The organism is Psychrobacter sp. Arc29 (genome assembly GCF_041431175.1).
Classification (GTDB): domain Bacteria; phylum Pseudomonadota; class Gammaproteobacteria; order Pseudomonadales; family Moraxellaceae; genus Psychrobacter.
The window spans coordinates 53234-76144 of record NZ_JASMRR010000002.1 but is presented as its reverse complement, the minus strand read 5'-3'; the positions used below and the strand labels follow the sequence as shown (position 1 = coordinate 76144).

The 22911-nt window shown below is 44.7% G+C and carries 20 protein-coding genes; 15 read left to right on the top strand and 5 right to left on the bottom strand.

All coding sequences use genetic code 11. The annotated features are described in order from the left end of the window. Nucleotides 1-28 precede the first annotated feature (28 nt). The 3 genes from QO189_RS03275 (at nt 29) to QO189_RS03265 (ending at nt 3461) form a co-directional block, all read left to right on the top strand. Nucleotides 29-769 carry a type 1 glutamine amidotransferase gene (locus QO189_RS03275; protein WP_371531511.1) on the top strand — a complete coding sequence of 247 codons (741 nt, stop codon included), beginning with the start codon at nt 29-31 and terminating at the stop codon, nt 767-769. 230 nt (nt 770-999) lie between these two features. After that, complete coding sequence (locus QO189_RS03270; RefSeq protein ID WP_371531510.1) at nt 1000-1458, top strand: hypothetical protein; 459 nt, start codon at nt 1000-1002, stop codon at nt 1456-1458. A gap of 449 nt (nt 1459-1907) precedes the next feature. Beyond that, nucleotides 1908-3461, top strand: a complete 1554-nt coding sequence (locus QO189_RS03265; RefSeq protein WP_201598915.1) for a sodium:alanine symporter family protein — start codon at nt 1908-1910, stop codon at nt 3459-3461. Nucleotides 3462-3570: 109 nt separating this feature from the next. Here the strand turns inward: QO189_RS03265 and gltS are convergent, their stop codons facing one another. The 4 genes from gltS to QO189_RS03245 form a co-directional block, all read right to left on the bottom strand. Continuing rightward, the gene (gltS, locus tag QO189_RS03260) at nt 3571-4845 is read right to left on the bottom strand and encodes a sodium/glutamate symporter (protein WP_371531509.1); all 1275 of its coding nucleotides are present in this window, start codon (nt 4843-4845) and stop codon (nt 3571-3573) included. A gap of 118 nt (nt 4846-4963) precedes the next feature. After that, a complete protein-coding gene (locus QO189_RS03255) occupies nt 4964-5368 on the bottom strand; it encodes a barstar family protein (RefSeq protein WP_371531508.1) in 405 nt (134 codons plus the stop codon). Between the two features lies 1 nt (nt 5369). After that, nucleotides 5370-6107: a ribonuclease domain-containing protein gene (locus QO189_RS03250; protein WP_371531507.1), complete on the bottom strand. Its 738-nt coding sequence runs from the start codon at nt 6105-6107 to the stop codon at nt 5370-5372. 152 nt (nt 6108-6259) lie between these two features. After that, complete coding sequence (locus QO189_RS03245) at nt 6260-7561, bottom strand: glutamate-5-semialdehyde dehydrogenase (RefSeq protein ID WP_371531506.1); 1302 nt, start codon at nt 7559-7561, stop codon at nt 6260-6262. Nucleotides 7562-7965: 404 nt separating this feature from the next. Between QO189_RS03245 and QO189_RS03240 the strand changes: the two genes are divergently transcribed. The 11 genes from QO189_RS03240 to QO189_RS03190 all read left to right on the top strand — a co-directional run bounded on the left by QO189_RS03240 (nt 7966) and on the right by QO189_RS03190 (nt 20371). Then, nucleotides 7966-8271: a hypothetical protein gene (locus tag QO189_RS03240; RefSeq protein ID WP_371531505.1), complete on the top strand. Its 306-nt coding sequence runs from the start codon at nt 7966-7968 to the stop codon at nt 8269-8271. A gap of 380 nt (nt 8272-8651) precedes the next feature. Beyond that, complete coding sequence (locus QO189_RS03235; protein WP_201598892.1) at nt 8652-9449, top strand: ABC transporter ATP-binding protein; 798 nt, start codon at nt 8652-8654, stop codon at nt 9447-9449. A 327-nt stretch (nt 9450-9776) separates the two neighbouring features. Further along, the gene (locus QO189_RS03230; RefSeq protein ID WP_371531504.1) at nt 9777-10577 is read left to right on the top strand and encodes a transporter substrate-binding domain-containing protein; all 801 of its coding nucleotides are present in this window, start codon (nt 9777-9779) and stop codon (nt 10575-10577) included. Nucleotides 10578-10719: 142 nt separating this feature from the next. Continuing rightward, nucleotides 10720-11625 (top strand): transporter substrate-binding domain-containing protein, encoded by a 906-nt coding sequence (locus QO189_RS03225; protein WP_371531784.1) that lies wholly within the window; start codon nt 10720-10722, stop codon nt 11623-11625. A 68-nt stretch (nt 11626-11693) separates the two neighbouring features. Continuing rightward, on the top strand, nt 11694-12650 hold the full coding sequence (locus QO189_RS03220) for an ABC transporter substrate-binding protein (RefSeq protein ID WP_371531503.1): 957 nt from the start codon (nt 11694-11696) through the stop codon (nt 12648-12650). Between the two features lie 452 nt (nt 12651-13102). Beyond that, complete coding sequence (locus QO189_RS03215) at nt 13103-13837, top strand: ABC transporter permease (RefSeq protein ID WP_201598887.1); 735 nt, start codon at nt 13103-13105, stop codon at nt 13835-13837. 12 nt (nt 13838-13849) lie between these two features. Further along, nucleotides 13850-14575 carry an ABC transporter permease gene (locus QO189_RS03210; protein ID WP_371531502.1) on the top strand — a complete coding sequence of 242 codons (726 nt, stop codon included), beginning with the start codon at nt 13850-13852 and terminating at the stop codon, nt 14573-14575. A gap of 204 nt (nt 14576-14779) precedes the next feature. Beyond that, nucleotides 14780-15397: a fumarylacetoacetate hydrolase family protein gene (locus QO189_RS03205; RefSeq protein WP_371531783.1), complete on the top strand. Its 618-nt coding sequence runs from the start codon at nt 14780-14782 to the stop codon at nt 15395-15397. 282 nt (nt 15398-15679) lie between these two features. Next, entirely contained in the window at nt 15680-17905 is a 2226-nt protein-coding gene (locus QO189_RS03200; protein WP_371531501.1) for a PhoX family phosphatase, read from the top strand. Nucleotides 17906-18166: 261 nt separating this feature from the next. Beyond that, entirely contained in the window at nt 18167-19660 is a 1494-nt protein-coding gene (locus QO189_RS03195) for an esterase/lipase family protein (protein WP_371531500.1), read from the top strand. 87 nt (nt 19661-19747) lie between these two features. Further along, the gene (locus QO189_RS03190; RefSeq protein ID WP_371531499.1) at nt 19748-20371 is read left to right on the top strand and encodes a hypothetical protein; all 624 of its coding nucleotides are present in this window, start codon (nt 19748-19750) and stop codon (nt 20369-20371) included. Nucleotides 20372-20479: 108 nt separating this feature from the next. On the opposite strand, the gene QO189_RS03185 is transcribed toward QO189_RS03190, so the two are convergent. Beyond that, nucleotides 20480-21460 carry an Hsp33 family molecular chaperone HslO gene (locus tag QO189_RS03185; RefSeq protein ID WP_371531498.1) on the bottom strand — a complete coding sequence of 327 codons (981 nt, stop codon included), beginning with the start codon at nt 21458-21460 and terminating at the stop codon, nt 20480-20482. 407 nt (nt 21461-21867) lie between these two features. On the opposite strand from QO189_RS03185, the gene QO189_RS03180 reads away from it, so the two are divergent. Further along, nucleotides 21868-22854 carry a glutamate/aspartate ABC transporter substrate-binding protein gene (locus QO189_RS03180; protein ID WP_371531497.1) on the top strand — a complete coding sequence of 329 codons (987 nt, stop codon included), beginning with the start codon at nt 21868-21870 and terminating at the stop codon, nt 22852-22854. Nucleotides 22855-22911 lie beyond the last annotated feature (57 nt).

Sequence of the window (22911 nt, the reverse complement as noted above, 5' to 3'; positions counted from 1 at the left end):
TTTTATTTTTTTGATAAAAGGAATGTTGATGACGCTACGAATCCATGCGCTGTACCATGTTGATTTTGAAGAACTCAGTTTTATTAAGCAGTGGGCAGATAATCGGGGCCATCGTATTACGGTTACACGCTTTTATGAGAATGATCCATTACCCGCGCAAGACAGTTTTGATTGGTTAGTCGTTATGGGCGGGCCAATGAGCATTCACGATGAAAATGACTTTCAGTGGTTAGCTGATGAAAAATCTTTCATTCAGCAAAGTATTAATGACGGAAAAACCGTGATTGGTGTTTGCTTGGGTGCACAACTGATTGCAGATAGTTTGGGGGCAAAAGTTGCGCCATCGGGCATCAAAGAGGTTGGCTGGCTGCCCATTCAACTGACTGAACAGGGGCTTGCTCATCCGCTGCTAGCAGATTTGCCAAGGAATAAATTCACTGTATTTCATTGGCATGGCGATGGTTTTGAGTGCCCCAAAGGCGCGACGCCCATTGCCACCTCACATACTTGGGCCAATCAAGGGTTTATTTATCAAACACCAAAACATGCCGAGCTAGATACCTGGGTAATTGGTTGGCAATGTCATTTTGAAGTGACTAACAAGAGTATGGTAGATATGGTGTCACATGGACAGACGTATATACAACAAGCGATGATTTCTCATCCTGACTCTGTGCAAGCGGCTGATGAAATTCTAGCGCTAGGGGACACGTATATGGCAGATAACAATGCATGGCTCTCGACCATGCTAGATAAAATGGCCAGATAATTCAGTGTCATGCGGTTAAGAGTCTGTAGCAGGTGAAAATCCATTATAAATAAAGGCGCTAAAATGACAGAGGAACAAACCAGTCAAGATTGTGGGTTTTACTTACATAATACTCGCTATTGATTACTTAACCTGCGGCCTATCTTTTATACAATCTCATTGAACTGAAGAAAGAACCATTTAGCTGCTGCTAGGTGGTTTTTATTTTAATAACAGATAAGGAGAGTACGATGTCTATTTCTACATCTATGTCATTTTGTTTTTGTAGTGTTCGTGAGGAAAATTTAGCAAGTATGCTCAATGGTAATATTACGCTTGATGAGCTAAGAGAAAATCGCGACAACCAGTATCTGGATGTCAGAGAAGCGTCTTTTGAACATTATACGGAAGAGTTGATAGAGCTGTTGGGAGAAGGGCATTACGCCTTGTGCGATCTGTTATTTTTGGCAGACAACAGCACGCCTCTACATGAGCAGCATGATGGACTGCTATATGATGCGGCAGTCGTACCGAAAATTGTCAAAGCATTTGCCGCGACAGACTTAAAAAAATTGGTACACGATATCGGCTACCACGAAGCAGAGAGCCAAGAAGGTTTGAATACGTTTCTTGAGAATTTAAATCATGTTCATAAGTTATTTGAGTTTGCAGAAGAAAACAAGCTTAATGTAATTGGGTTTACGCTCTAATAATTAGATTTTATGGATTTAAAAGCGTTCAGCATCTAATAGCTGATATAGGGCTGTGCATGTCTGAATAGATACGCATGTGATAAAAACCGCTTAGCACTGGCTAGGCGGTTTTTTGCGTTATGACTGTTAAATCATCTTAGAAGGTGTCTATGTCCTTTGTCTATATTCCAAGCGCTTTCTCTATACTCTAAGATAATGACGATATACATTGATAGCTGTTATAAGAATGATTGGGTTTGACTGTTAGCCTCAAAAGATAATTTGACTTTTGACTAACGAAAGCTTATAAATGTTTTGTTTATTAATTGTTATTGTTATATAGTCAGTGTTAACAATTTATTACTAAGAAAAGTACAAATTGTTAATAAACAATTGCTTGTTTAGTATTGATTTTAATAAAATTTTTGAAAATTCACCTAGAAGTGATTTTTATGACAAGGATGTCTATGAAAAAGCAATCGTTAATCGCTATGGCGCTACTATTCAGCGCAACTCTCTCGCAAGCAGCTGAATCAGGTCTAGAGGCTGAGCAGTCAGCTCTAGCAGCATTTGGTGCAGGTCTCGACAGTTTTATGTCCAGTGCATTTGGATGGTTCGTCGATCTTATCTTCTTTTCAGTGCCACTCGGCGAGACAAGCTTTCCGCTTATTGCGGGTTGGTTATTAGTTGCAGCACTCATATTTACGGCCTACTTTGGTCTTATTCAATTTCGTCAAATAGGGTTGTCTCTGGATATTGTTAGAGGCAAATATACCGATCCTAATCCCGCTGTTAAAGAAGAAGGTGAGGTTAGCCACTTTCAGGCGTTAGCCACTGCTTTATCAGGTACGGTTGGTCTGGGTAATATTGCAGGTGTGGGTGCAGCACTCGCTATTGGTGGACCTGGTGCTACCTTTTGGATGATCATCGTTGGTCTGTTCGGTATGGCTTCCAAGTTTGTAGAGTGTACGTTAGGTGTCAAGTACCGTACGATACTACCCTCTGGTGTGGTCTCAGGTGGACCTATGTACTACCTAAGCCGCGGTATGGCTGAACGTGGTATGGGTGGATTAGGTAAGGTTTTAGCCGTTGGTTTTGCACTCATGTGTATATTGGCGGCTTTTGGCGCTGGTAACATGTTCCAAGGTAACCAAGCCTTTGCGGTCATGAGCTCTACTTTTAGCATTCCTGCTGATTACAGTTTATTCTTCGGTATTGGCTTAGCTGTTTTAGTCGGTTCAGTCATTCTTGGCGGTATGCCTCGCATCGCAACCGTTACTGAAAAAGTCGTGCCTTTTATGGCTTTATTGTATATCACTATGAGTGTGATCGTACTGGTTGCCAATTTTAATCATATCGGCGCAGCATTTGGAGAGATCTTCACGGGTGCTTTCACGGGTGCTGGTGTTGCTGGCGGGTTTATTGGGGCGTTAATCCAAGGCTTAAAACGTGCGACCTTCTCTAACGAAGCAGGTATTGGTTCAGCCGCTATTGCTCACTCAGCGGTAAAAACGAATGAGCCTGCTACTGAAGGTCTAGTCGCTTTATTAGAGCCATTTATCGATACCGTTATCATTTGTACTATGACAGCGCTGGTTATTACGATATCTGGTGTGAACACCGTAGCAAACTTACAAACGCAAGCGCTCACTGGTGTGGATCTAACCCGTGCGGCCTTTATGGAAACGGCACCAATCTTCCAGTACTTCCTAGCCGTCGCTGTGGTATTGTTCGCTTTTTCAACCATGATTTCATGGTCATACTATGGTCTAAAAGCTTGGACGTATCTTTTCGGTGAAGGTAAAGTTGGCGAAGTAATATATAAACTTATCTTTCTTATCTTCGTCATTATCGGTACCATCATACAGTTCAGCTTTGTTATCGACTTCTCAGATGCAGCCATCTTCGCGATGTCTATCTTTAACATCATCGGTCTATATTTCTTGATGCCAGTAGTGAAAAAAGAAGTCAATTCCTTTATCGCTCGTGTGAAAAGTGGCGAAATTAAAAAGTATAAATAATGGGTTTGATTGAACATGCTGTTATCACACAAAAAAAACCGCTTAGCATTTGCTAGGCGGTTTTTTGTTTTTTTCATTGAATCAAGCTTTACCCTATGGCAGCAGTAGCTTACATAAACGGCAACTTGGTAAATATCTGCAATACCGTCGCATTGACGATATCGACAAAGAACGCACCAACCATTGGCACGATTAAGAACGCTTTTGGCGAGGGTAGATAGCGATCAGTGACTGCCTGCATATTAGCAATCGCTGTTGGGGTTGCACCCATACCAAAACCGCAATGACCTGCTGACAATACCGCCGCATCATAGTCTTTGCCCATCACTTTAAAGGTAATAAGGTAGACATAGATTATCATGATAATCGTCTGCACAACCAATATGACCAGTACAGGGCCCGCCAAATCCGTCAATTGCCATAGCTTCAATGACAGTAGTGCCATCGCCAAAAACAGACTCAAAGAGGCATTACCAAGTACGTCAATCGAGCGATCAAACATCTCAAAATTAAACACCATCGTTAACACATTGCGTATGATGACGCCGCCTGCCAGTGCCCAGACGAACGTCGGCAACTCAAACCACGTGCCCTCAGCCACGAGCGTCATTCCATCAGCAAAAGCCAACGCCCCTGCAAATAGCGCCAACGTCTCGATAGTAGAGGATGCCGTGATAAAGCGCATGCTATCGGGTCTCTCAAAGATGTCTTTATTGCTACCTGCAGTCTCCTCGTCATGTTTGGTGCTATATAGTGACTGAGCGCTTGCAACTTTTTCAATATCACTAGGATTTGGATCGGCTGGCGTCGGTTTTAGGCCCAGTCGGTTAATTAAGCGACGTGCCACAGGACCACCAACGATACCACCTGCGACCAAACCATAGGTCGCAACGGCGATACCCAGTGTGGTTGCACCGACTACACCGTAGTCTTGTTCTAACGTAATACCCCAAGCACCTGCCGTACCATGACCACCCGTCAGAGCGATAGAGCCTGTCACAAGACCGAGCAGCGGATCAAGCCCCAGCGCACTTGCCATGGCTACGCCAACGACATCTTGTAAGACAATAAATACGGACACCACGATCGTAAAAATCAATAACGGTGTACCACCCGCTTTTAGGCGACTAAAATCAGCACTCAGACCGATAGAAGCAAAGAACATCAGCATGGTGGCGGTCTGCAATCCTTGATGAAAGTTGAAGCTATATCCCCAAACCATATTGAGAATATAGACAGCCACCGCTGCGACCAAACCACCAGCAACGGGTTCTGGAATATTAAAGTCTTCTAAAAATTTAATCCTTTTGACCAAAAAACGCCCCAGTAGTAGCACCAAGGTCGCGAGTATCAGTGTGTAATAACCGTTTAAGGTAATCTCCATAGGTTAATCCTTTATATAAAATAAATTAACCTGAATTCGGGATAAATATGGCTTTATCTCGAATTCAGGTTTCTATGATGACGAATGATTATCGGTGACTAATTTTTTAACAACGAAACTAGACTTCATCCTCAGATGGCACAATAACCCACAATTGTGGCTTGCCAAAATCTCTATAAGCATCCTCAATGATGCTTTTAAAGACATTGAAGTCTTCGGTGTTTATCCTTTTTACCACCGTCAAATCAAGCGTTAGATGCACCACCTCGCTATCTGTCAAACAGTCCCATGCGCTGTCCCAGTTGTGCGAAAAATAACTGGGAAAATCACAGGCGCGGGCCAGACTCGTCAATAGCATGGTTTTATCGAGGGTGTCACCCACGGGTATGGTAACAGCCGTAGGAGGAATATCCGCCACTAGTGCTGTACCGTTTTGGTTAATGTGGCCTTGATTAACATAATGGATGGCTTGGCTCGTATCTTTCTGATTCATGGCTTCTTGATTCATATTCGCTTGTTCCATGTTAGGGCACCTGCAGTCTTTGAAAACTATCATAATGATCGACGGTTAAGTAATAGACGGTGGGCGGATAACCGCCTGTGACGATACGCCTTGCGCCGCGATGGGAGACGCCAGGGGTGGGTACTGTGTATTCGCGGTAGTAGCCTTGCGATTGTGCTGGCAGTCTACCTCCGCGGTTATAAAACGTAGTGCCGTCCTTATTGGGATAAGGATACGGCCCACCTTGTTGAATCAGCGCAATCGTTTTATCGATCTGTGCATCGCCCGTAATGCTAGTGGTCGCTGTGTCAGTCGTGGCGACTTGACTGGTATTGTCAGACGTATACTGAGATAACGTCGAGCTAAAATCGCCAAAGAAGTAGATAGCGACAGCGATAATGGCGATGAGGCTAAATAGGGTAGAACCTAGGCTTCTTTTATTTGAAGTATTAGTTTGACGGCTGCGGTTTGAGTTGCGATTGCTATGATTTTTATTTCGTTTGGTATTATTAGGTACATATCTAGATGTGTCTGATGCAGTATCTTGTTCAAGGCTTAATGAAGATGAGGTGACTTCGGTGGCGCGTAATTGGTTTTTATCATTGCGTTTGCTATTGAAATAAACGCTTTGTCCAACACTAATAGGCTGAGACAATCGCACTTTACTCACGTGAAAAAACACATCCTCATTTTGATCATCGACATCGATAAAGCCGTAGCCTTTTTCTTGATTCCAGTGTTTAATCTTGCCACTTTGCATGATTGCGCCGCTCCTTATTATGTAGACGTATGTGATTAGCATACTTGTTATTCAAATGCCTATGATTAAAATATCTATTATCCAAATGAAAAAACGCCAGCAAAATTGCTGACGTTCCTGATTACTCTTTGCGATAGTCGATACGTACCAAATTAAGCACGAGTTTCGCCATGACCGTAGACGATCCATTTTTGCGAAGTCAAACCTTCGAGTCCGACAGGGCCGCGCGCATGGATTTTGTCCGTTGAAATACCAATCTCAGCGCCAAGTCCGTATTCAAAGCCATCAGCAAAACGGCTAGAGGCATTAATCATCACGCTTGCTGAGTCTACCTCGCGGATGAAGCGTTGTGACTTGGTATAGTTGTCTGTAATGATGACATCGGTATGATGGCTACCGTGGGTATTGATATGTTCAATCGCCTCATCAATACCGTCGACGACTTTTACCGCGAGGATAGGCGCTAAGTATTCAGTATCCCAGTCTTCATCAGTCGCGGCAGATAGATGACCGTTTAGAGTAATCACATCGGCTAAGATGCTTTGGGCGCTATCGTCCACACGTAGCTGCATCGCGTCATCGGCTTCAATGATGGCGGTGGCAATCTTGGGCAGCAAGTCTTTGGCGATAGGCGCATCGACCAGTAGCGTTTCCATCGTATTACAAGTGCCGTAGCGATGCGTTTTGGCATTGACACTGACTTTGATCGCAATCTCGGGATCTGCATCGCTATCGATAAAGGTATGACAGTTACCGTCTAAATGCTTAATCACAGGGACTTTGGCATCGTTGCTGATACGTGCAATCAAACCTTTACCGCCACGTGGCACGATAACATCGACATATTCAGTCATGGTGATCAGCTCACCAACGGCAGCGCGATCGGTCGTTTGCAGTACCTGCACGCTATGCTCAGAGAGATCTGTCTGACTGAGGCCTTTTATGATGCATTTGGCAATGGCTTGATTGGACTCAAACGCTTCAGAACCACCGCGTAAAATAATGGCATTACCTGATTTGAGTGCTAGTGAAGCAGCTTCTAATGTTACGTTAGGACGCGATTCATAAATCATACCAACGACGCCCAGTGGTACACGCATTTTGCCCAAATGGATACCTGATGGCTGATAAGTCATATCAGTCACTTCACCGATTGGGTCAGGGAGGCCAGCGACATCTTTGAGACCTTGAAGCATACCGTTAAATCGTGCGTCGTTTAACTCCAAGCGATCAAGGAGCGCGCTATCGAGGTCATTTTTGTGACCATTATCCATATCGATTTTATTGGCAGCCAAAATGTCTTGTTTGGCATTGACTAGCTCATCATGAATGGCCATGAGTGCTGAGTTTTTATCGCCCGTATTGGCAGCAGCAAGTGCACGTGACGCCGCTCTGGCTTGCTTGCCAACAGACTGCATGTAGGTAGTAATATCCGTCGTATTTGCTTGACTCATCAATTATTCTCCTTATGTGGTATCAGTTTTATATAAATAAAAGCGCCTAAAAAGGCGAAAATTTAGCAAAAAAGAGGTTTTGAATGCCTATTTAAATAGCGATAGGTCATTATGCTATTTAACATAGAGGAGATTGCGGCGATAGTAAAGATGATTTTGTGAACAGAATCTGTTTTACAAAACGCTGATGAGGCTTTATCTCATAAAGTTTCATAGAATTTACCCTAAGTTTCTTGATGGCTATCTGTTATCAATCGCATACTCTATCTTTACGTGTCTTTAACAGAACTGTGCTGTAAATACTAAGGTAGCCGCAGCACATCATCAGTATAGTAGGCATTAACAAAACAGCGTTGTCAGTAGATAACGCTGAATCACGAAATAATAAACAATGGAGAGTGAAGATGGCGACTAAAAATGGTACGTACAAAAACTGGATGACGGTTGGGTTGGTTGCAGGCGTGCTTACGCTCAGTGCGTGTAGTAAAGACGAGACACCGATGGAAACGCAAGCGGACACGACAGCCGATGCCCAAACCAGCGTTGAAGAGAATGCAACCGCGACTGCGAGCAGCTCTGACGATATCGCTGTTGCTAGCGCCGATGACGGTATGGCTGTCAGTACAGGCGATGATGTGGCAGTGGCAACCGCTGATGATGCAGAAGTGCTGGATGGTACGGAAGATTCAGAGCATGTATCGACATACTAAGTTTTATGGCGCGCTAAACGCTATAATAGTGTGTTGGTTGATATAGCATTATCAGATAAAACAACGTCCGGTACGCGAAAGTGATAAAATAAAGCCCAGAGCGATAAATGCAGTCTGGGCTTTTTTGGGTCAACTGTTTGTAGCGACGCTATTATTGATGAGTAGCGACTAGTATCGACTAACTGACTGGTTAAACACAAGATTTGCCTTTTTGCTGTGGAATAAGAGACAATATGGCATTTTTTCTTTGCCTACTCAGGCATAGCACTATCACGATAATGCTATAGATGCTGATACTATATAGCTCTTATTTATAATATACAGCTCATATTTATTTTTATTCGTGTTTTCACTCATATTTATTGGAAGTCTGCTGAACCATGCTTGATACTGCAAAAAACCCGACTCGGCCTATCGCCCTAGACTTACAAGACATCCATAAAAGCTATGGCTCATTAGAAGTACTCAAAGGGGTATCTCTCACTGCCTATGACGGTGATGTTATCTCTATTTTGGGCTCATCGGGCTCAGGTAAATCAACCTTGCTGCGCTGCATTAATTTGCTCGAAAACCCAAATCAAGGTCGTATCTTGATCGGCAATGAAGAGCTCATGCTAAAACCTGCCAAGTCAGGTGAGTTGCAAGCCGCAGATGTTAAGCAGCTAGAAAGCTTGCGTGCCCGCGTGGGGTTTGTCTTCCAAAACTTTAACTTGTGGCCGCATAAGACGATTTTACAAAATATCATTGAAGGGCCAACGCAGGTTCTCAAGATCAAAAAAGCCCAAGCGATCAGCGATGCCGAAAAACTGCTAGACAAAGTAGGGCTACTCGATAAAAAAGACGCTTATCCAGCCAACTTGTCTGGTGGTCAGCGTCAGCGCGTGGCCATCGCTCGCGCACTTGCCATGCAGCCGCAAGTGCTTTTGTTTGATGAGCCAACCTCGGCGCTAGACCCTGAGCTGGTCAACGAAGTACTGGCTGTGATGCGAGAGCTGGCGGAAGAAGGACGTACCATGCTTATCGTCACCCATGAGATGCGCTTTGCCCGTGAAGTGTCAAGCAAAGTGGTCTTCTTGCACCAAGGGGTGGTTGAAGAGATCGGCACACCTGAGCAAGTCTTTGACAATCCTACCTCTGAGCGCGTCAAAGATTTTATGGCTTCGCATCGTCCGCACTAATCCTGTCCAAACTATAAATCAGATGGTGGTAGAGCGCTACCGGCTCTACCGCCATTGAATCCCATCAAATATAAAAATCACTATACCGTAACTATTGTTTATCCTTTATTACTCGATAGTCACTGCAAGTATGCAAAACGTTTGTTTTTGATTTTTTACTCAGGTATTATCAAAAGGTTTATAGTCGGTCGATTTTAACGGCTGTCCATTATTCTGCTATCTATATTGCTTGTCTGTCAGGGACGTCAGAGAACAAAGTATCAGAACCCGAAGTCAAAAAATCCTGTCAAAAATTTATGTCAATACCCATCAGAATTTAAGGAACGTATGATGTCGAATTCTCGCCTACTATGGTCATCAATGACCGTCACTGCAGCATTGATGCTGAGTGCTTGTAGTCAACCTGCCAATGAAACTACTGATGCCAACGCTGACGCACCTGCCGCAGAAACGACTGGCAAAACCATCCGCATTGCAACCGAAGGTGCTTACCCTCCGTTTAACTATACCAATGCTGATGGTAGCTTGGCTGGGTTTGACATCGATGTTGCCAATGCTTTGTGTGACCAGATGCAAGCCAAGTGTGAAATCGTTGCTCAGGACTGGGACGGTATTATCCCAGGTCTATTGGCACAAAAATATGATGCCGTTATCGCAGGTATGTCTATCACGGCTGAGCGTCAAGAAAAAGTCGATTTCAGCGAACCGTACTTTGCCAATACGATGGTATGGCTCACCAACACTGATGACAGCTTTGATCCAATGGCGATCCAAAACGTCACGCTTGGTGGACAGCGTTCTACCACGCCAGGCGCTTATCTACAGGATAACTACGAAGGCAAAGATGGCAATACCGTTCAGCTATATGACAACTATGACAATGCCTACTTGGATCTAAAGTCTGGTCGTAGCGATGCAGTATTGGCCGAAAAAGTCTCTGCCAAATCATGGCTCGCTGACAATAAAGAAGGTTTCGGTATCGTTGGTGATGAGATTGATAACGATGACAATATTGCTATTGCCGTGCGTAAAGGTGATGGACTCAAAGCGGAGTTTGATAAAGCATTGAGCGAAATCCGTAGCAACGGTGAGCTTGCCCGTCTTGAGCAGCAAAACTTTGGTCAATAATGGCTTACTGAAGCGTTAGGTTTAACAAAAGCGAGGCTTATCAATATCAAGTAAGCATCGCGCTGTTAAGCCTAAATCAGTAAGTAGTGGTTAACGATATGGCTGGTAAATACATTAAGGAATAATAGGTATGACAATTTCAATGACATCACTAATGACCTCATCAATGAACAAAAAAGCATTGTGGCTGGCACCGCTCAGCGCAGCGATGCTAATGCTGGCAGGTTGTAACAACAGCTCAGCACCAGCAGAGAATGCTGAAGCCGACACCGCCACTGAAGCACCTATGAACATCAAAATCGCGACAGAATCAAGCTATAAGCCATTTAGTTATACCGATGCTGATGGCAAACTGATCGGCTACGAGATTGAGCTAGTTGACGCATTATGCGCACAAATGAAAGCTGAGTGTGAAGTCATCTCGCAAGATTGGGATGGTCTAATTCCAGGGCTGAATGCACAGAAATTTGATGCAGCCATCGCTGGTATGTCCATCACGCCTGAGCGTAAAGAAGTGGTCGACTTCAGTGACCCTTACTTCCATAGTGGTATCATCCTCATTGGTAAAAAAGGCGATGATTTAAGTGTCGATTCGCTAAAAGGTCAGCCAATCGCTTCACAGCGTTCTACCGTGGCCTCACAGTATCTACAGGACGAGCACGCGGATGCTGATATCAAGCTATATGACACTCAAGACAATGCCTATCTAGATCTAACCTCAGGTCGTGTGCGCGGCATGATGTCTGATAAAGTCACTGGCACTGATTGGCTAAAAACAGAAGCAGGCAGCGGCTACGAGATTAAAGGTCAAGAAATCAGCAGCGACGATGATGCAATGGGTATTGCATTCCGTAAAGGCGATCCATTGGTTGCCAAATTCAATGCGGCATTGGCTGAGCTAAAAGACAACGGTACTTATGATCAAATCACTGGCAGTTACTTTGGTACCAGCTCGACTGCGGCGGCACAAAAAGCAGTCGTCACTGATGGTGTCGATGAAGTCATAGTCGTTGAAGAAGAGGCACCAGCTGAAGCGGCAACGAACTAAGACGACGTCTTCTGCATAGACCGTCATTTTCAAAAGTGTTGTTTACCCAAGAAAACCCAAGGATGATCATGAGCAATCACTGTGTTCCAGCCTGTGCTACGACTGGCAAATCTATTATTAGCGCTATGACGAGCAGCCGTCTATCTGTGCCATTGCTCGCACTGGCGACTATTTTTACCGTCGCTGGCTGTAGCAATAGCCAAGAGGGTGCGGCCGATACCAATTCTGATGCGACCGAAACAACGGTAGCAAAGAATGACGTACTGCGTATCGGTACGGAAGGGGCATATGCACCTTTTAACTATACCAATGCGGATGGGACACTGGGTGGTTTTGACGTTGAGATAGCAAATGCACTCTGTGCTGATATGCAGGTGACTTGTGAGATTATGGCGCAAGATTGGGACGGCATTATTCCTGGTCTAAAAGCCGGTAAGTATGATGCAATCGTGGCAGCAATGTCCGTGACTCCGGAGCGTGCAGAGCAGGTTAGCTTCACTGATCCATACTTTATCAATACCTTGGTTTTTTTGGCCAAAAAAGACAGCAGTTTTGACCCTAGTAACCAAAGCGACATCGACGCTCATTCGATTGCCGCGCAGCGCTCTACCATCTCATCACAGTGGTTCGAAGACAAGTATCCAAAAGCCGACATGAAGCTTTATGATACGTTGAGCAATGCATTTTTAGATCTAGGGTCAAACCGCGTCGATGCAATGATCTCTGATAAGTTGCCTGCGATAGAGTGGCTGAGCTCTCCTGCTGGTAGCAAATATGCACTAAAAGGTGAAGAGATTGATATCAATGATAACTTTGCAATAGCAGTACGCCCAGGCGACCCGCTACAAGCAAAGATCAATCAATCTTTAGCCAATATTAAAGCCAATGGTACTTACGATAAAATCAATCAAAAGTACTTTGCGGTGCCAGCATCTGCAACGAGTACAGTTGACGAGGACGCAAATAAAGGCGAAGATACAGATGCAGATATTAGCGAGCAACCAGCGACAGAAAACGCTAGTTAATAGCTAACAGTAGTTAAAGATAACAGTCAAAAATATTGTTTTGATTGATAAAAGGATATTGCCATCATGGTGATGTCCTTTTTTATTATTCCATAAATGTATCGTATGGTCATGGCATAGTCATCGTTATTCGCCATTCGCTTTACTCAAATTTAGTCAGTTCGTTTCAAGCGTATTTGCCTAAGTGTCTGTTTAAGTACGGCTTAGACACAGCTTTTACGTGTCAGGATTAACATCACAGCGAGCGAATATGATAAAATCAGCGCTCATTTCTACTGTGTCAATTATCGCAGCGCCAACCGTATTCCTTTGACGTCATTTTTTGGCGCCGACCATCCTTATTGATTTGGTATAAAATACGGTACGGTACATAGCCGCGTTCAGCTATTGATGCTGATTCTTTTAACTCATATTTTGCAAATTGCTAATATAAAGAGACTGAGTGGATAATCGTGTTTGACTTACAAGGATTTGGCGCGCTTTTATTAAGCGGCGCTACCGTCACTATACAGCTTGCCATGACCAGTTTAATTATTGGTCTGGCCTTAGGCTTGCTTGGCGCAACCGCAAAGATGTCCAATATCTGGTTGCTGCGTAAGCTTGCGACTGTCTATACTGCGACGATGCGCGGTATTCCTGAGCTGCTATTGGTGCTATTCATTTATTATGGCGGCTCGATCTTATTGATGAGCATCCTCAAAAAGTTCGGCTACAACGACTATGTCGAAATTAGCGCTTTTTGGGGCGGTGTCATGGCACTGTCTATCGCTTTTGGGGCGTATGCGACTGAGATTTTTCGCATGTCGATTCAAGAGATTCCGATAGGGCAACGAGAAGCGTCGCAAGCGATTGGTATGCGTCCTTTTCAGACCTTTTATCGCATAACCTTGCCGCAAGTATGGCAGATTGCACTACCTGGTCTGGGTAATTTGTTTTTGGTATTGCTCAAAGATACCGCGCTGGTGTCGGTCGTGGGTCTCAAAGATATTATGTATCAGTCGTCGCGTGCGGCACAGTCAACACAGCAGCCGTTTACCTTTTATATGGCAGCCGCGATTATTTATTTGGGTCTGACCATGTTGATTACTGGCTTTATGATGTGGCTTGAATGGCGTGCTAATCCAGCGGCACGCTATGCCAAAAAGATAAGCCGTCAGTCGACTCATCGTCAATCGACCATAGGATAGAGGAGAGAGACTATGGATTGGAATTGGCAGGTCATTTTTGACCATATCCCTGACTTACTAGGTGGCGCGGTATTGACCGTACAGCTGGTGGTCATCTCATGTGTTATCGGGTTGTTTTTTGGTTTGATCTTAGCGCTATTACGGCTGTCTAAGAATTGGTTGGTACAGATACTCCCGTTTCTCTATATCTTCTTTTTTCGCGGTACGCCGCTGCTGGTGCAGATATTCCTGATTTACTACGGTTTGGGTCAGTTTGAAGCGGTACGTGATTCGTTCTTATGGGAGCCTGTGCTCAGTCAAGCATACTGGTGCGCCATTATCGCCTTTACGCTTAATACTAGTGCGTATTTGGCAGAGATTATACGCGGTGCGATTCAAAACATCCCAGTTGGTGAGCTTGAGGCGGCTGATGCGCTTGGCATGTCAAAATGGCAGAAGCTAACACGCGTGACCTTGCCGCGTGCGTTTGGTATCGTGATACCCGCCTACAGCAACGAAGTGATCTTTATGCTAAAGGGCAGTGCGCTCGCTTCGACCATTGCATTGATGGATATCACTGGTGTTGCTCGTACGATTAGTGCGCGTACCTATACCTTGATGGAGCTGTTCTTTGCTGCTGGTATCGTTTATCTATTGCTGTCATGGGTTATCTTATTTAGCTTTAGAATGTTTGAAAGACGCATGAACCGACATGCCAGCTATGTGCCACCAGATGTTGTGACCAATACAATTCCGTAGTGAGTTGCTAGTCATGAATGGTCGCCAAGATGACAATAAAGGTGACAGTAGACAATATAGTAGGGATTGCTGAAAAATATTTATCATTTATAGGGAGAGTCTAGTATGAGCCAATCGCCACATGTGTCATTAGCAAATGCCATTGCCGCTGGTGTCAATGAAGAACAAAGCATTGATAACCACAATGAGCGCTTACGTGCTTCTATGGGTAAAGTCGTCTGTGTGGGTCGTAACTATGCGGCGCATGCTGAAGAGCTTGGCAATGAAGTGCCGTCATCGCCCATACTGTTTATGAAGCCAGCGTCTTCAGTGGTCTCTATTCGTAGTGATGTGGTGCGCCCCAATCCAGAGGTGTTTGGCGAGACGCATTACGAGGCCGAACTATGTATTCAGCTGTCAGCTGACCTGTCGATGGCAACGATTGAAGAGGCACAGCAGGCGATTGGCGGGGTGACGTTGGGGCTGGATTTGACCTTGCGTGATTTGCAGAGCACTCTTAAAGAAAAAGGTCATCCATGGGAGCGTGCTAAGTGTTTTGATGGTGCATGCGTACTTGCTGACTGGATCGACCCGCAAGCGTTTGGCAATCTTCAGAACGTACATTATCAGCTCACCATCAATGATAAGTTGGCGCAAGACGGTGATAGCGCTTTGATGCTGTTCCCTGTCTATGAGCTGCTGGTCAACATCAGCCATGCTTTTAGCCTACAGGCAGGTGATGTGATCATGACTGGCACACCAAGCGGCGTGGGTGTACTACAAGCAGGCGATAAGCTCAAACTAACATTGGGTGCTCACAAATGGGTAACACAAGTGCAGTAAGCTTGCTAAATGAACCAGTACTAATCGTCGTAAATATTAAGAAGCCCTGAGCCATTGCTTGGGGCTTTTATTCTTTAGATTTTGTATATTTTTTCAAAATTTTTAATCCTTATATCTCTCAATAATTGTTTGTACAGTTATTTGTCATGAGTTTGTCATCTATCGTTCAGCGTGCTGTCATAAAGAGTCAGTAGACTTAAGCGGAATTCGTATTTTTGTGGTTGTAATGTGACGCCGCGACCCACTCTCCGCCAATCTAGCCCAATAGCAAGGTGACTGATAATGACATTATTGAATAAAGAACTAGAGCTCGCTCACGAAATCGTTGAAGATTCAAATCCTACTAATAATACTGATTTTCAGACGGTTATTAATCGCCGTCTGAATCGCCGTAGTATTCTAAAAGGTGGCACAGGATTGACGGCAGCAGCGTTTTTTGGCGCGCTACCTTTGGTTGGTTGTAGTGATGATGATGACAATATCAGCAGTCCTATCGTCGAAAATGGCGATGATGCTGCTATTCCGGCACAGGGCGATTTGAAGCGTCCTGAAACCTTAAAATTTAAGGCCGTAGCGCACTCAACTGCTGAGACGATGACAGTGGCAGAAGGTTACAAGGCAGAGATGATATTGCCGCTTGGCACGCCGCTGATGCCTGGCCTTTCAGATTGGAAGGACAATCGTGAAAATTCAGCCGAGTCGTTTGAATGGCGCATGGGCGATAACCATGATGGTATGTGGTTCTTTGGCAAAAAAAGCAATGCATACAATGCCAAAGCCTCAGAGAATGGCCTACTGGTTATGAATCACGAATACGTGAATAGTGAGGAGCTAAGCCCGTTTGGCTATTATGTCATCGAAGATAAAGATGCTGCGCCTTTATTTCAACGCCGCCGCCTGGCCAGCGATATACGCCGTGAAGTCAACTGCCATGGCGTGGCAGTGGTTGAGATGAAGCGCCGCGCAAATGGCATGGGCTATGAGATGGTGCCAAACTCCAAATACAATCGACGTATCACTAGTAGTACGACCGCACAGTTAGCAGGCCCTGTGGCAGGTTCTGATTTGGTCAAAACCAAGTTTGACCCGACAGGTTTTCAGACGCGCGGCATTAATAATAACTGCGGTGCAGGCTTGTCACCTTGGGGTACCTACCTGACCACAGAAGAGAACTTCTTGGGTGTGTTTGCGCGCGGGCAAGATGCCAGCCAGTTAAGCGCCAGTGATAACTATGGTCGCGAGCGTTACGGCGCACCAGAGAACTCTCCAGGCTCTAGATATCTATGGCACACGCCTGATGCCAAAGATGCCATCATCACAGACGAGTTTTCACGTTGGGATATGACTGCTGTTGGTACTAGTGCTGCTGATGATTATCGTAATGGCTTCAATACCTTTGGCTATATCACTGAGATTGACCCGTTTGACCAAAACGCTACACCGCAAAAACGTACCGCCATGGGTCGATTTGCCCATGAAAACTGTGCCTATGCACCCGTTAAGCAAGGCAAACCGGTGGTATTTTATATGGGTGATGACGCCCGAGGCGAGTATATTTATAAGTTTGTCTCCAAAGCGATGTGGTCGAATGCGGATATCGGTGGCGGTCTCAAAGCTGGTGACAAATATCTGAATGATGGCACGCTATATGTTGCCATATTTAATGAAGATGGCAGCGGTGAGTGGAAAGCACTTGTTCAAGGTCAAAATGGACTAGATGCGTTCAATAGTGCGTTACCATTTAATAGCCAAGATGAAGTGTTGGTCTATGCTCGCGCTGCTGGCGATGCCGCTGGCGCCACCAAGATGGATCGACCAGAATGGGTATCGGTCAGTCCTATGACGGGCGATGTCTATGTGACATTGACCAACAATAAATATCGCGGTGTACGTGATGACCAACCTTTATCAGCTGCTAACCCGCGTAGCTATCAAGTCAATGGTAAAGAAAGCGGCAATGACAACGGTCATATCATTCGCTGGGCAGAGACGGGCGGCGATCATGCCGCAACCAGTTTTGAGTGGGATATCTATCTGTTTGGTGCACCAAGTAACTTGTCCGCAGAGAATCTATCGCAGTTAAGTGCTAGCAATGATCTGTCTTCTCCTGATGGTTTGTATTTTGATCCACGTGGTGTGTTATGGATTCAGACGGATGACGGTGCGTATACCGATACTACCAGCTGTATGCTGCTTGCGGCATTACCGGGCAAAGTCAGCGACGGTACTACCATCACCACATCAGCCGGACAGCAAACGCGCATTGGCATGCCGGCTAGTAACGACAACATTAAACGCTTCTTTGTCGGCCCTGAAGGCTGCGAAGTCACCGGCATTACCATGGCACCAGATTTCAAAACACTGTTTATCAATATTCAGCATCCAGGTAATACATGGGGTGCGGTCGCTGGCGGTAGTACTCCGCGCTCAGCAACGGTCATGATTACCAAAGAAGACGGCGATGTCATATTGGCGGAATCATTTGAGTCGGCAGCCAGCCCGGCATAGCTCGGTAAGCGCTAGATGACGAATCAGTAGAAAGTAAAAATAGTAGAAAGGCATATTTACTAAAAATCCCAAGTTCCGGCTTGGGATTTTTTCTTTTGATGCATGTATTAGTTGATACTTTAACAATAATAGAGATACCGTTTATCATCCATACGTCTCTTTTGGTCACAAACGAACGCTAAAACTAAATCATTCGCTTCTATTTGCGACAGTTAAAGGATAGTATAGAAAAACCCCCTTTTCGCTAAACGTGCCAATACTATGAGCAGTCAAAATTTGTTTTATAACAACCGTGTTAGTGACAGTAGCGCTCAGAATGATAGCAGTTATACGCGTAATCGCCATGAGCTTGATGCGCATTTTGTCTCAGCTGATAGTGTGCCACGGCATGGTGATTTGTACGAGCAGATAGATCAACTCGAAGCCATTGATATGGATGAGCTGGTCAAATTATTGGCAGACACAGAAGACAGTGAGGAAACGACCAAAACTCCTGTCTCTTTGGCAGATTTTTTTGAAGGGTTGGCGCAGCTTGCGACCATGGGAGTGGTTGAAGTTACTGAGATTGTAGAGTCCATCCACCGTGAAGTCATCTTGCGTCCCTTAGGCCGGTTCAATGATAAGCATCTCAATAAATGGCAGCGCGGTTTTACTGGGCGCATCTATGGCACGATACGTCATATCATGCTGATGGTCGGTAACAATCTGGCCTCTGTACTACGAATATACAAAAACTTCATCGTTCAAAAAACAGCTCAGCCACTACCTGACTCACTAAAAAAGCTGGTCAATGTCATCAATGGTGTCATGGGTGATCATCTGGTCAACAATCAAAATGCGCTCGCAATTCCGATGATGTTATACACAAAAGACGGCCAACCTCAAAGTGAGCGGCTATCAGGGCGGATTGCTATTTTGTGCCATGGCTTATGCATGAGTCACTTAAGCTGGCAGTCACAAGAAGGCAATGATCTGGGCGAGGCGATTCATATCAGCCAGCCTGACACCACCGTTCTGTACTTAGATTACAATACAGGTCGACGTATCTCTCGCAGCGGTCGTAAATTCTCTCAGCTGCTACAGGACTTGGTCGATAATAACCCAAATATTACTCAGATAGATTTGGTTGGTCATAGCATGGGCGGCTTAGTCGCGCGTAGTGCGCTGTTTTATGGTGAGCAAGAGCGCCTAGATTGGATAAAGCGCGTGGGCAATCTCATCACCCTAGGTTCACCGCATCATGGAGCAGTGCTTGAGCGTATCGGTAATTATGTACAAGACATCATCGCCAAGTTGCCATTTGCAGGCTCGCTTGCCAAACTTGGTGATATGCGCAGTGCGGGTATTATTGATCTGCGTCATGGCAGTATTCGTGATGCTGACTGGAAAGCCTTAGAAGGACGCAGCGTATTACCACAAGACTTCCGTCATCCTGCGCGCTTGCCCAGTGGTATCAAAACCTATTTTGTCGCCAGTGCTTTACTCGAGACGCATTACGAATCTAAGATGACGGATTTGCTAGGAGATAGCTTGGTATCGGTCGCATCAGCGCTAGGTGAAGATGATGCCGAGCATGCATTGTTTGTGCCAGATGGTCATAAAGCGGTGTTTTATGGCGTCAATCATCTTAACTTAATCCATAGCAGGCGAGTGCGTGAGCAAGTCGTTGAATGGCTGCTTGATAATGGTTTAAGCGACTATGCTGGACGTCCGCGCATACATTCTTACCCTAGAAGTCTGGCTGTGGCAGTGTAGAGAACCGTGGGTATCATTTCGAATTATCTGCGTCATGTGTACTGCGCAATAACGTTTTTATCATTTCAGAAAGTGCTACTGAGAAATTTGTCTTTGCTATTAGGCAGCGCACTCATAGTTACTAGCTGTGCAAAGCCAAATGTACACGACCCTAATGCTCAAATTAAAGTAGATGTAGAGGGTGACAAATACGTTATTCCCTTAAACCATATTGTCAGACCAGATACGGGTAGTTATGCCAGTTTTGAGACAGATATGGGTCATGGTTATTTCTTTTGGCCAAGTGGTCGAGGCCTCAATAATAATGATAAAAACCCAAATGTCTTTGATTATGACAATAATATTATAGAGTTTTACTGGGCAGCTAAAAACTCAAAAATTGAAGGTGCTGATATACCGACTAGAATAGATAGTATCAAGCAGGAAGAGAATAGAGATTTTGATAAAGATGCTTATGAACTAGAGGCATATATCGGGTCAGGCGATAATCCCTTTATATACTATATAGGAAGTACTTATACAGACTCGCCGATTACGATTCGCTGTATGCCTACAATTAATGAAGACCAAGATAGAATGTGCCAAATGGAGTACATGTATCCTGAGTACAATAACTATGTAAGAGTTCAGTTTTCAAAAAAACATTTAGCTGACTGGCAGGCAATCAATACAATGGCGATTGATTATATGAAAAAATGGCATCAAGACTAAAGGTAGATCCACATAAAAGCAGTCATATACTTTTTAAAATTTCAAAAAAACCCTCAAACATTACACTTGAGGGTTTTTTTATGAGGGCTGATGCTTAGTGATAGAAAATTAATCAGCAAATACTGCTGCTACATCATCTTTGTTGAATTTATAGACTTCACCGCAGAATCCGCAGTCCATCTCAAACGTACCGCCTTGCTCTTCGACGATATCTAACGCTTCTGCTTCGCCGATTTGCTCAATTGCCATCTCACACTTCTCGCGTGAGCAGGTGCAACCAAAGGCTAGAGGCGCAGGCTCAGGGGCGACGATGTTTTCTTCATGATACAAGCGATACAGAATCTCGTTAGCATCTAGCGTCGTCAGCTCTTCTGCCTTAACCGTACGCGTCAACACGCTCAGACGTGTCCATAAATCATCGTCGATACCCGCATCTTGGTTCTGCTCAACCTCAAAGTTTTCTTCAGCAGTACGCGGTAGCATTTGTACCAAGATACCACCCGCTTGCAGACCGTCAGATGCCAAGTTAATGAGCGTAGGAATCTGCGCCGATTGCTTTTGATAATGTGCTAAGCAGTCTGCCAAATTGTCATGGCTACGTTCAACGATACCTTGGTACGGCTCACCGCCGTCAGGCTGAATATTGATAAACAATACGCCTTGACCGATCGCACCCAGCTCAGCAAAGGCTTCTTTGGCATGGATCATATTATCCCACGCTTGTACTTGCTCATCCGTCTCGCCTTTCCAGCTAGCAAGCGCACGGATAATGCCGTCTTGGTCACATTCTGCCATCGCCCAATTCAGCAAGCTATCGCTGTCTGATGATTGCAACTGGATAGATAGGCGACCGTTAATTTTGACGGTACTAATAAGTAAACTCGCTGCCGTCAGCATCTCGCCCAATAAGCGTTTGATGGCTTCAGGATAGGGCTTCTGCGCAATCGTACTGGCGTAACTGCGTGATAGGCGTACCACATCACCGCGCACGGGCGAGTCTTCAATAAAAAAACGTTGGCGTATGTCGTTGTCGCTATGAGTGCCAGCAGTTTGGCTGTCCGTATTCGGGACTTGAGTATCTTGTGTCATAAGTCATTTGTAGTATTAAGAAGTTGTTAGCTTTATGGGGACTATGGCCGATTTATCAATCATAGCAACCACAATATTATGATCACAATGTTTTCTTGATTACATGTATCAATGAGGGACAGATATAGGTATGAATGAGTCAGCTATCTGTTTATTTCTATAGTGATGTAGTAATCAGGAACCAACGGTTTTTGGGTAAAAAATAAATATATTCCAAAATATCATTTCCTTTAAAAAAAACTTACCATCTAACACAAATTTGTTGTACAGTAACATTGAGTTGCATTGTGACAAACAACAGCAACAACCGTACGGATGCGGGGCAATGAGGTCGGTCAATCAGACTCGTGTCTTCAAAGCACTCATTCAATCTTGTGATAAAAGCTTGTGATAAAAGGATGTATTCCATGACCCACTTATTTTCTAAACCGTTGACTTTGGCGGCCTTTATGGCATTGGGCTTAGCTGGCTGTAACAACAGTAGCCAGACCACAGCCGAAGCGCCAGCTGCAGATGACGCCACCACGACAGAAGCTGCTGCCACGGATACCAACGGCACGCTACAAAAAATCAAAGACTCAGGCACCATCGTCGTCGGTCACCGTGACTCCTCTATTCCATTTTCTTATATTGCTGATGATCCTAATCAGCCTATCGGCTATGCACACGATTTAGAAATGAAAGTCGTCGAAGCAGTGAAGCAAAAGCTAAACATGCCAGACCTCAACGTCCGTTACAACTTGATTACCTCACAAACGCGTATCCCATTGGTACAAAACGGTACGGTAGATTTTGAGTGTGGCTCAACCACCAACAACGAAGAGCGTCAAAAACAGGTTGCCTTCTCTAACGGTTTCTTTGAGATTGGTACGCGTCTGTTGACCAAAAAAGACTCTGGCATTCAAAATTTCGAAGATCTAAAAGGTAAAACTCTTGTCACCACGGCAGGTACGACCTCAGAGCGTTATATCCGTCAGTACAATGATGACAACAAAATGGATATGAACATCATCTCAGCAAAAGATCACGGCGAAGCCTTCTTGATGTTAGAAAATGGTCGTGCTGATGCCTTTATGATGGATGATGTGTTGCTCGCGGGCGAAAAAGCCAAAGCAAAAAATCCTGATGAATGGGTTATCGTTGGTGAGCCACAATCGTTTGAGATTTATGGCTGTATGATGCGTAAAGACGATCCTGAATTCAAAGCCGTCGTCAATGAAGCATTAAATAATGTCTTTAGCTCAGGCGAAATCAATAGTATTTATGACAAATGGTTCTTGAACCCAGTCCCACCGAAAAACGTCAATCTAAACTTTGAGATGTCTGACAACTTAAAAGATTTGATTGCCAATCCGCATGACGGTGCTCAGCCAAAAGTGGCGACGGCGCAATAAGTTCTTTGTCCCTCAATATGGCTTGCCTATAGGTCAGATATTATCTGTCTGACCTAT

Excerpts from the sequence above, each read along its gene's own strand:
- QO189_RS03240 (WP_371531505.1), top strand. The coding sequence starts at position 7,966 with ATGGCGACTAAAAATGGTACGTACAAAAACTGGATGACGGTTGGGTTG.
- QO189_RS03265 (WP_201598915.1), top strand. The coding sequence starts at position 1,908 with ATGAAAAAGCAATCGTTAATCGCTATGGCGCTACTATTCAGCGCAACT.
- QO189_RS03230 (WP_371531504.1), top strand. The coding sequence starts at position 9,777 with ATGATGTCGAATTCTCGCCTACTATGGTCATCAATGACCGTCACTGCA.
- QO189_RS03245 (WP_371531506.1), bottom strand. The coding sequence starts at position 7,561 with ATGAGTCAAGCAAATACGACGGATATTACTACCTACATGCAGTCTGTT.
- QO189_RS03185 (WP_371531498.1), bottom strand. The coding sequence starts at position 21,460 with ATGACACAAGATACTCAAGTCCCGAATACGGACAGCCAAACTGCTGGC.
- QO189_RS03250 (WP_371531507.1), bottom strand. The coding sequence starts at position 6,107 with ATGCAAAGTGGCAAGATTAAACACTGGAATCAAGAAAAAGGCTACGGC.
- QO189_RS03180 (WP_371531497.1), top strand. The coding sequence starts at position 21,868 with ATGACCCACTTATTTTCTAAACCGTTGACTTTGGCGGCCTTTATGGCA.
- QO189_RS03205 (WP_371531783.1), top strand. The coding sequence starts at position 14,780 with ATGGGTAAAGTCGTCTGTGTGGGTCGTAACTATGCGGCGCATGCTGAA.
- QO189_RS03255 (WP_371531508.1), bottom strand. The coding sequence starts at position 5,368 with ATGGAACAAGCGAATATGAATCAAGAAGCCATGAATCAGAAAGATACG.
- QO189_RS03195 (WP_371531500.1), top strand. The coding sequence starts at position 18,167 with ATGAGCAGTCAAAATTTGTTTTATAACAACCGTGTTAGTGACAGTAGC.
- QO189_RS03275 (WP_371531511.1), top strand. The coding sequence starts at position 29 with ATGACGCTACGAATCCATGCGCTGTACCATGTTGATTTTGAAGAACTC.
- gltS (WP_371531509.1), bottom strand. The coding sequence starts at position 4,845 with ATGGAGATTACCTTAAACGGTTATTACACACTGATACTCGCGACCTTG.
- QO189_RS03220 (WP_371531503.1), top strand. The coding sequence starts at position 11,694 with ATGAGCAATCACTGTGTTCCAGCCTGTGCTACGACTGGCAAATCTATT.
- QO189_RS03210 (WP_371531502.1), top strand. The coding sequence starts at position 13,850 with ATGGATTGGAATTGGCAGGTCATTTTTGACCATATCCCTGACTTACTA.
- QO189_RS03200 (WP_371531501.1), top strand. The coding sequence starts at position 15,680 with ATGACATTATTGAATAAAGAACTAGAGCTCGCTCACGAAATCGTTGAA.
- QO189_RS03235 (WP_201598892.1), top strand. The coding sequence starts at position 8,652 with ATGCTTGATACTGCAAAAAACCCGACTCGGCCTATCGCCCTAGACTTA.
- QO189_RS03225 (WP_371531784.1), top strand. The coding sequence starts at position 10,720 with ATGACATCACTAATGACCTCATCAATGAACAAAAAAGCATTGTGGCTG.
- QO189_RS03270 (WP_371531510.1), top strand. The coding sequence starts at position 1,000 with ATGTCTATTTCTACATCTATGTCATTTTGTTTTTGTAGTGTTCGTGAG.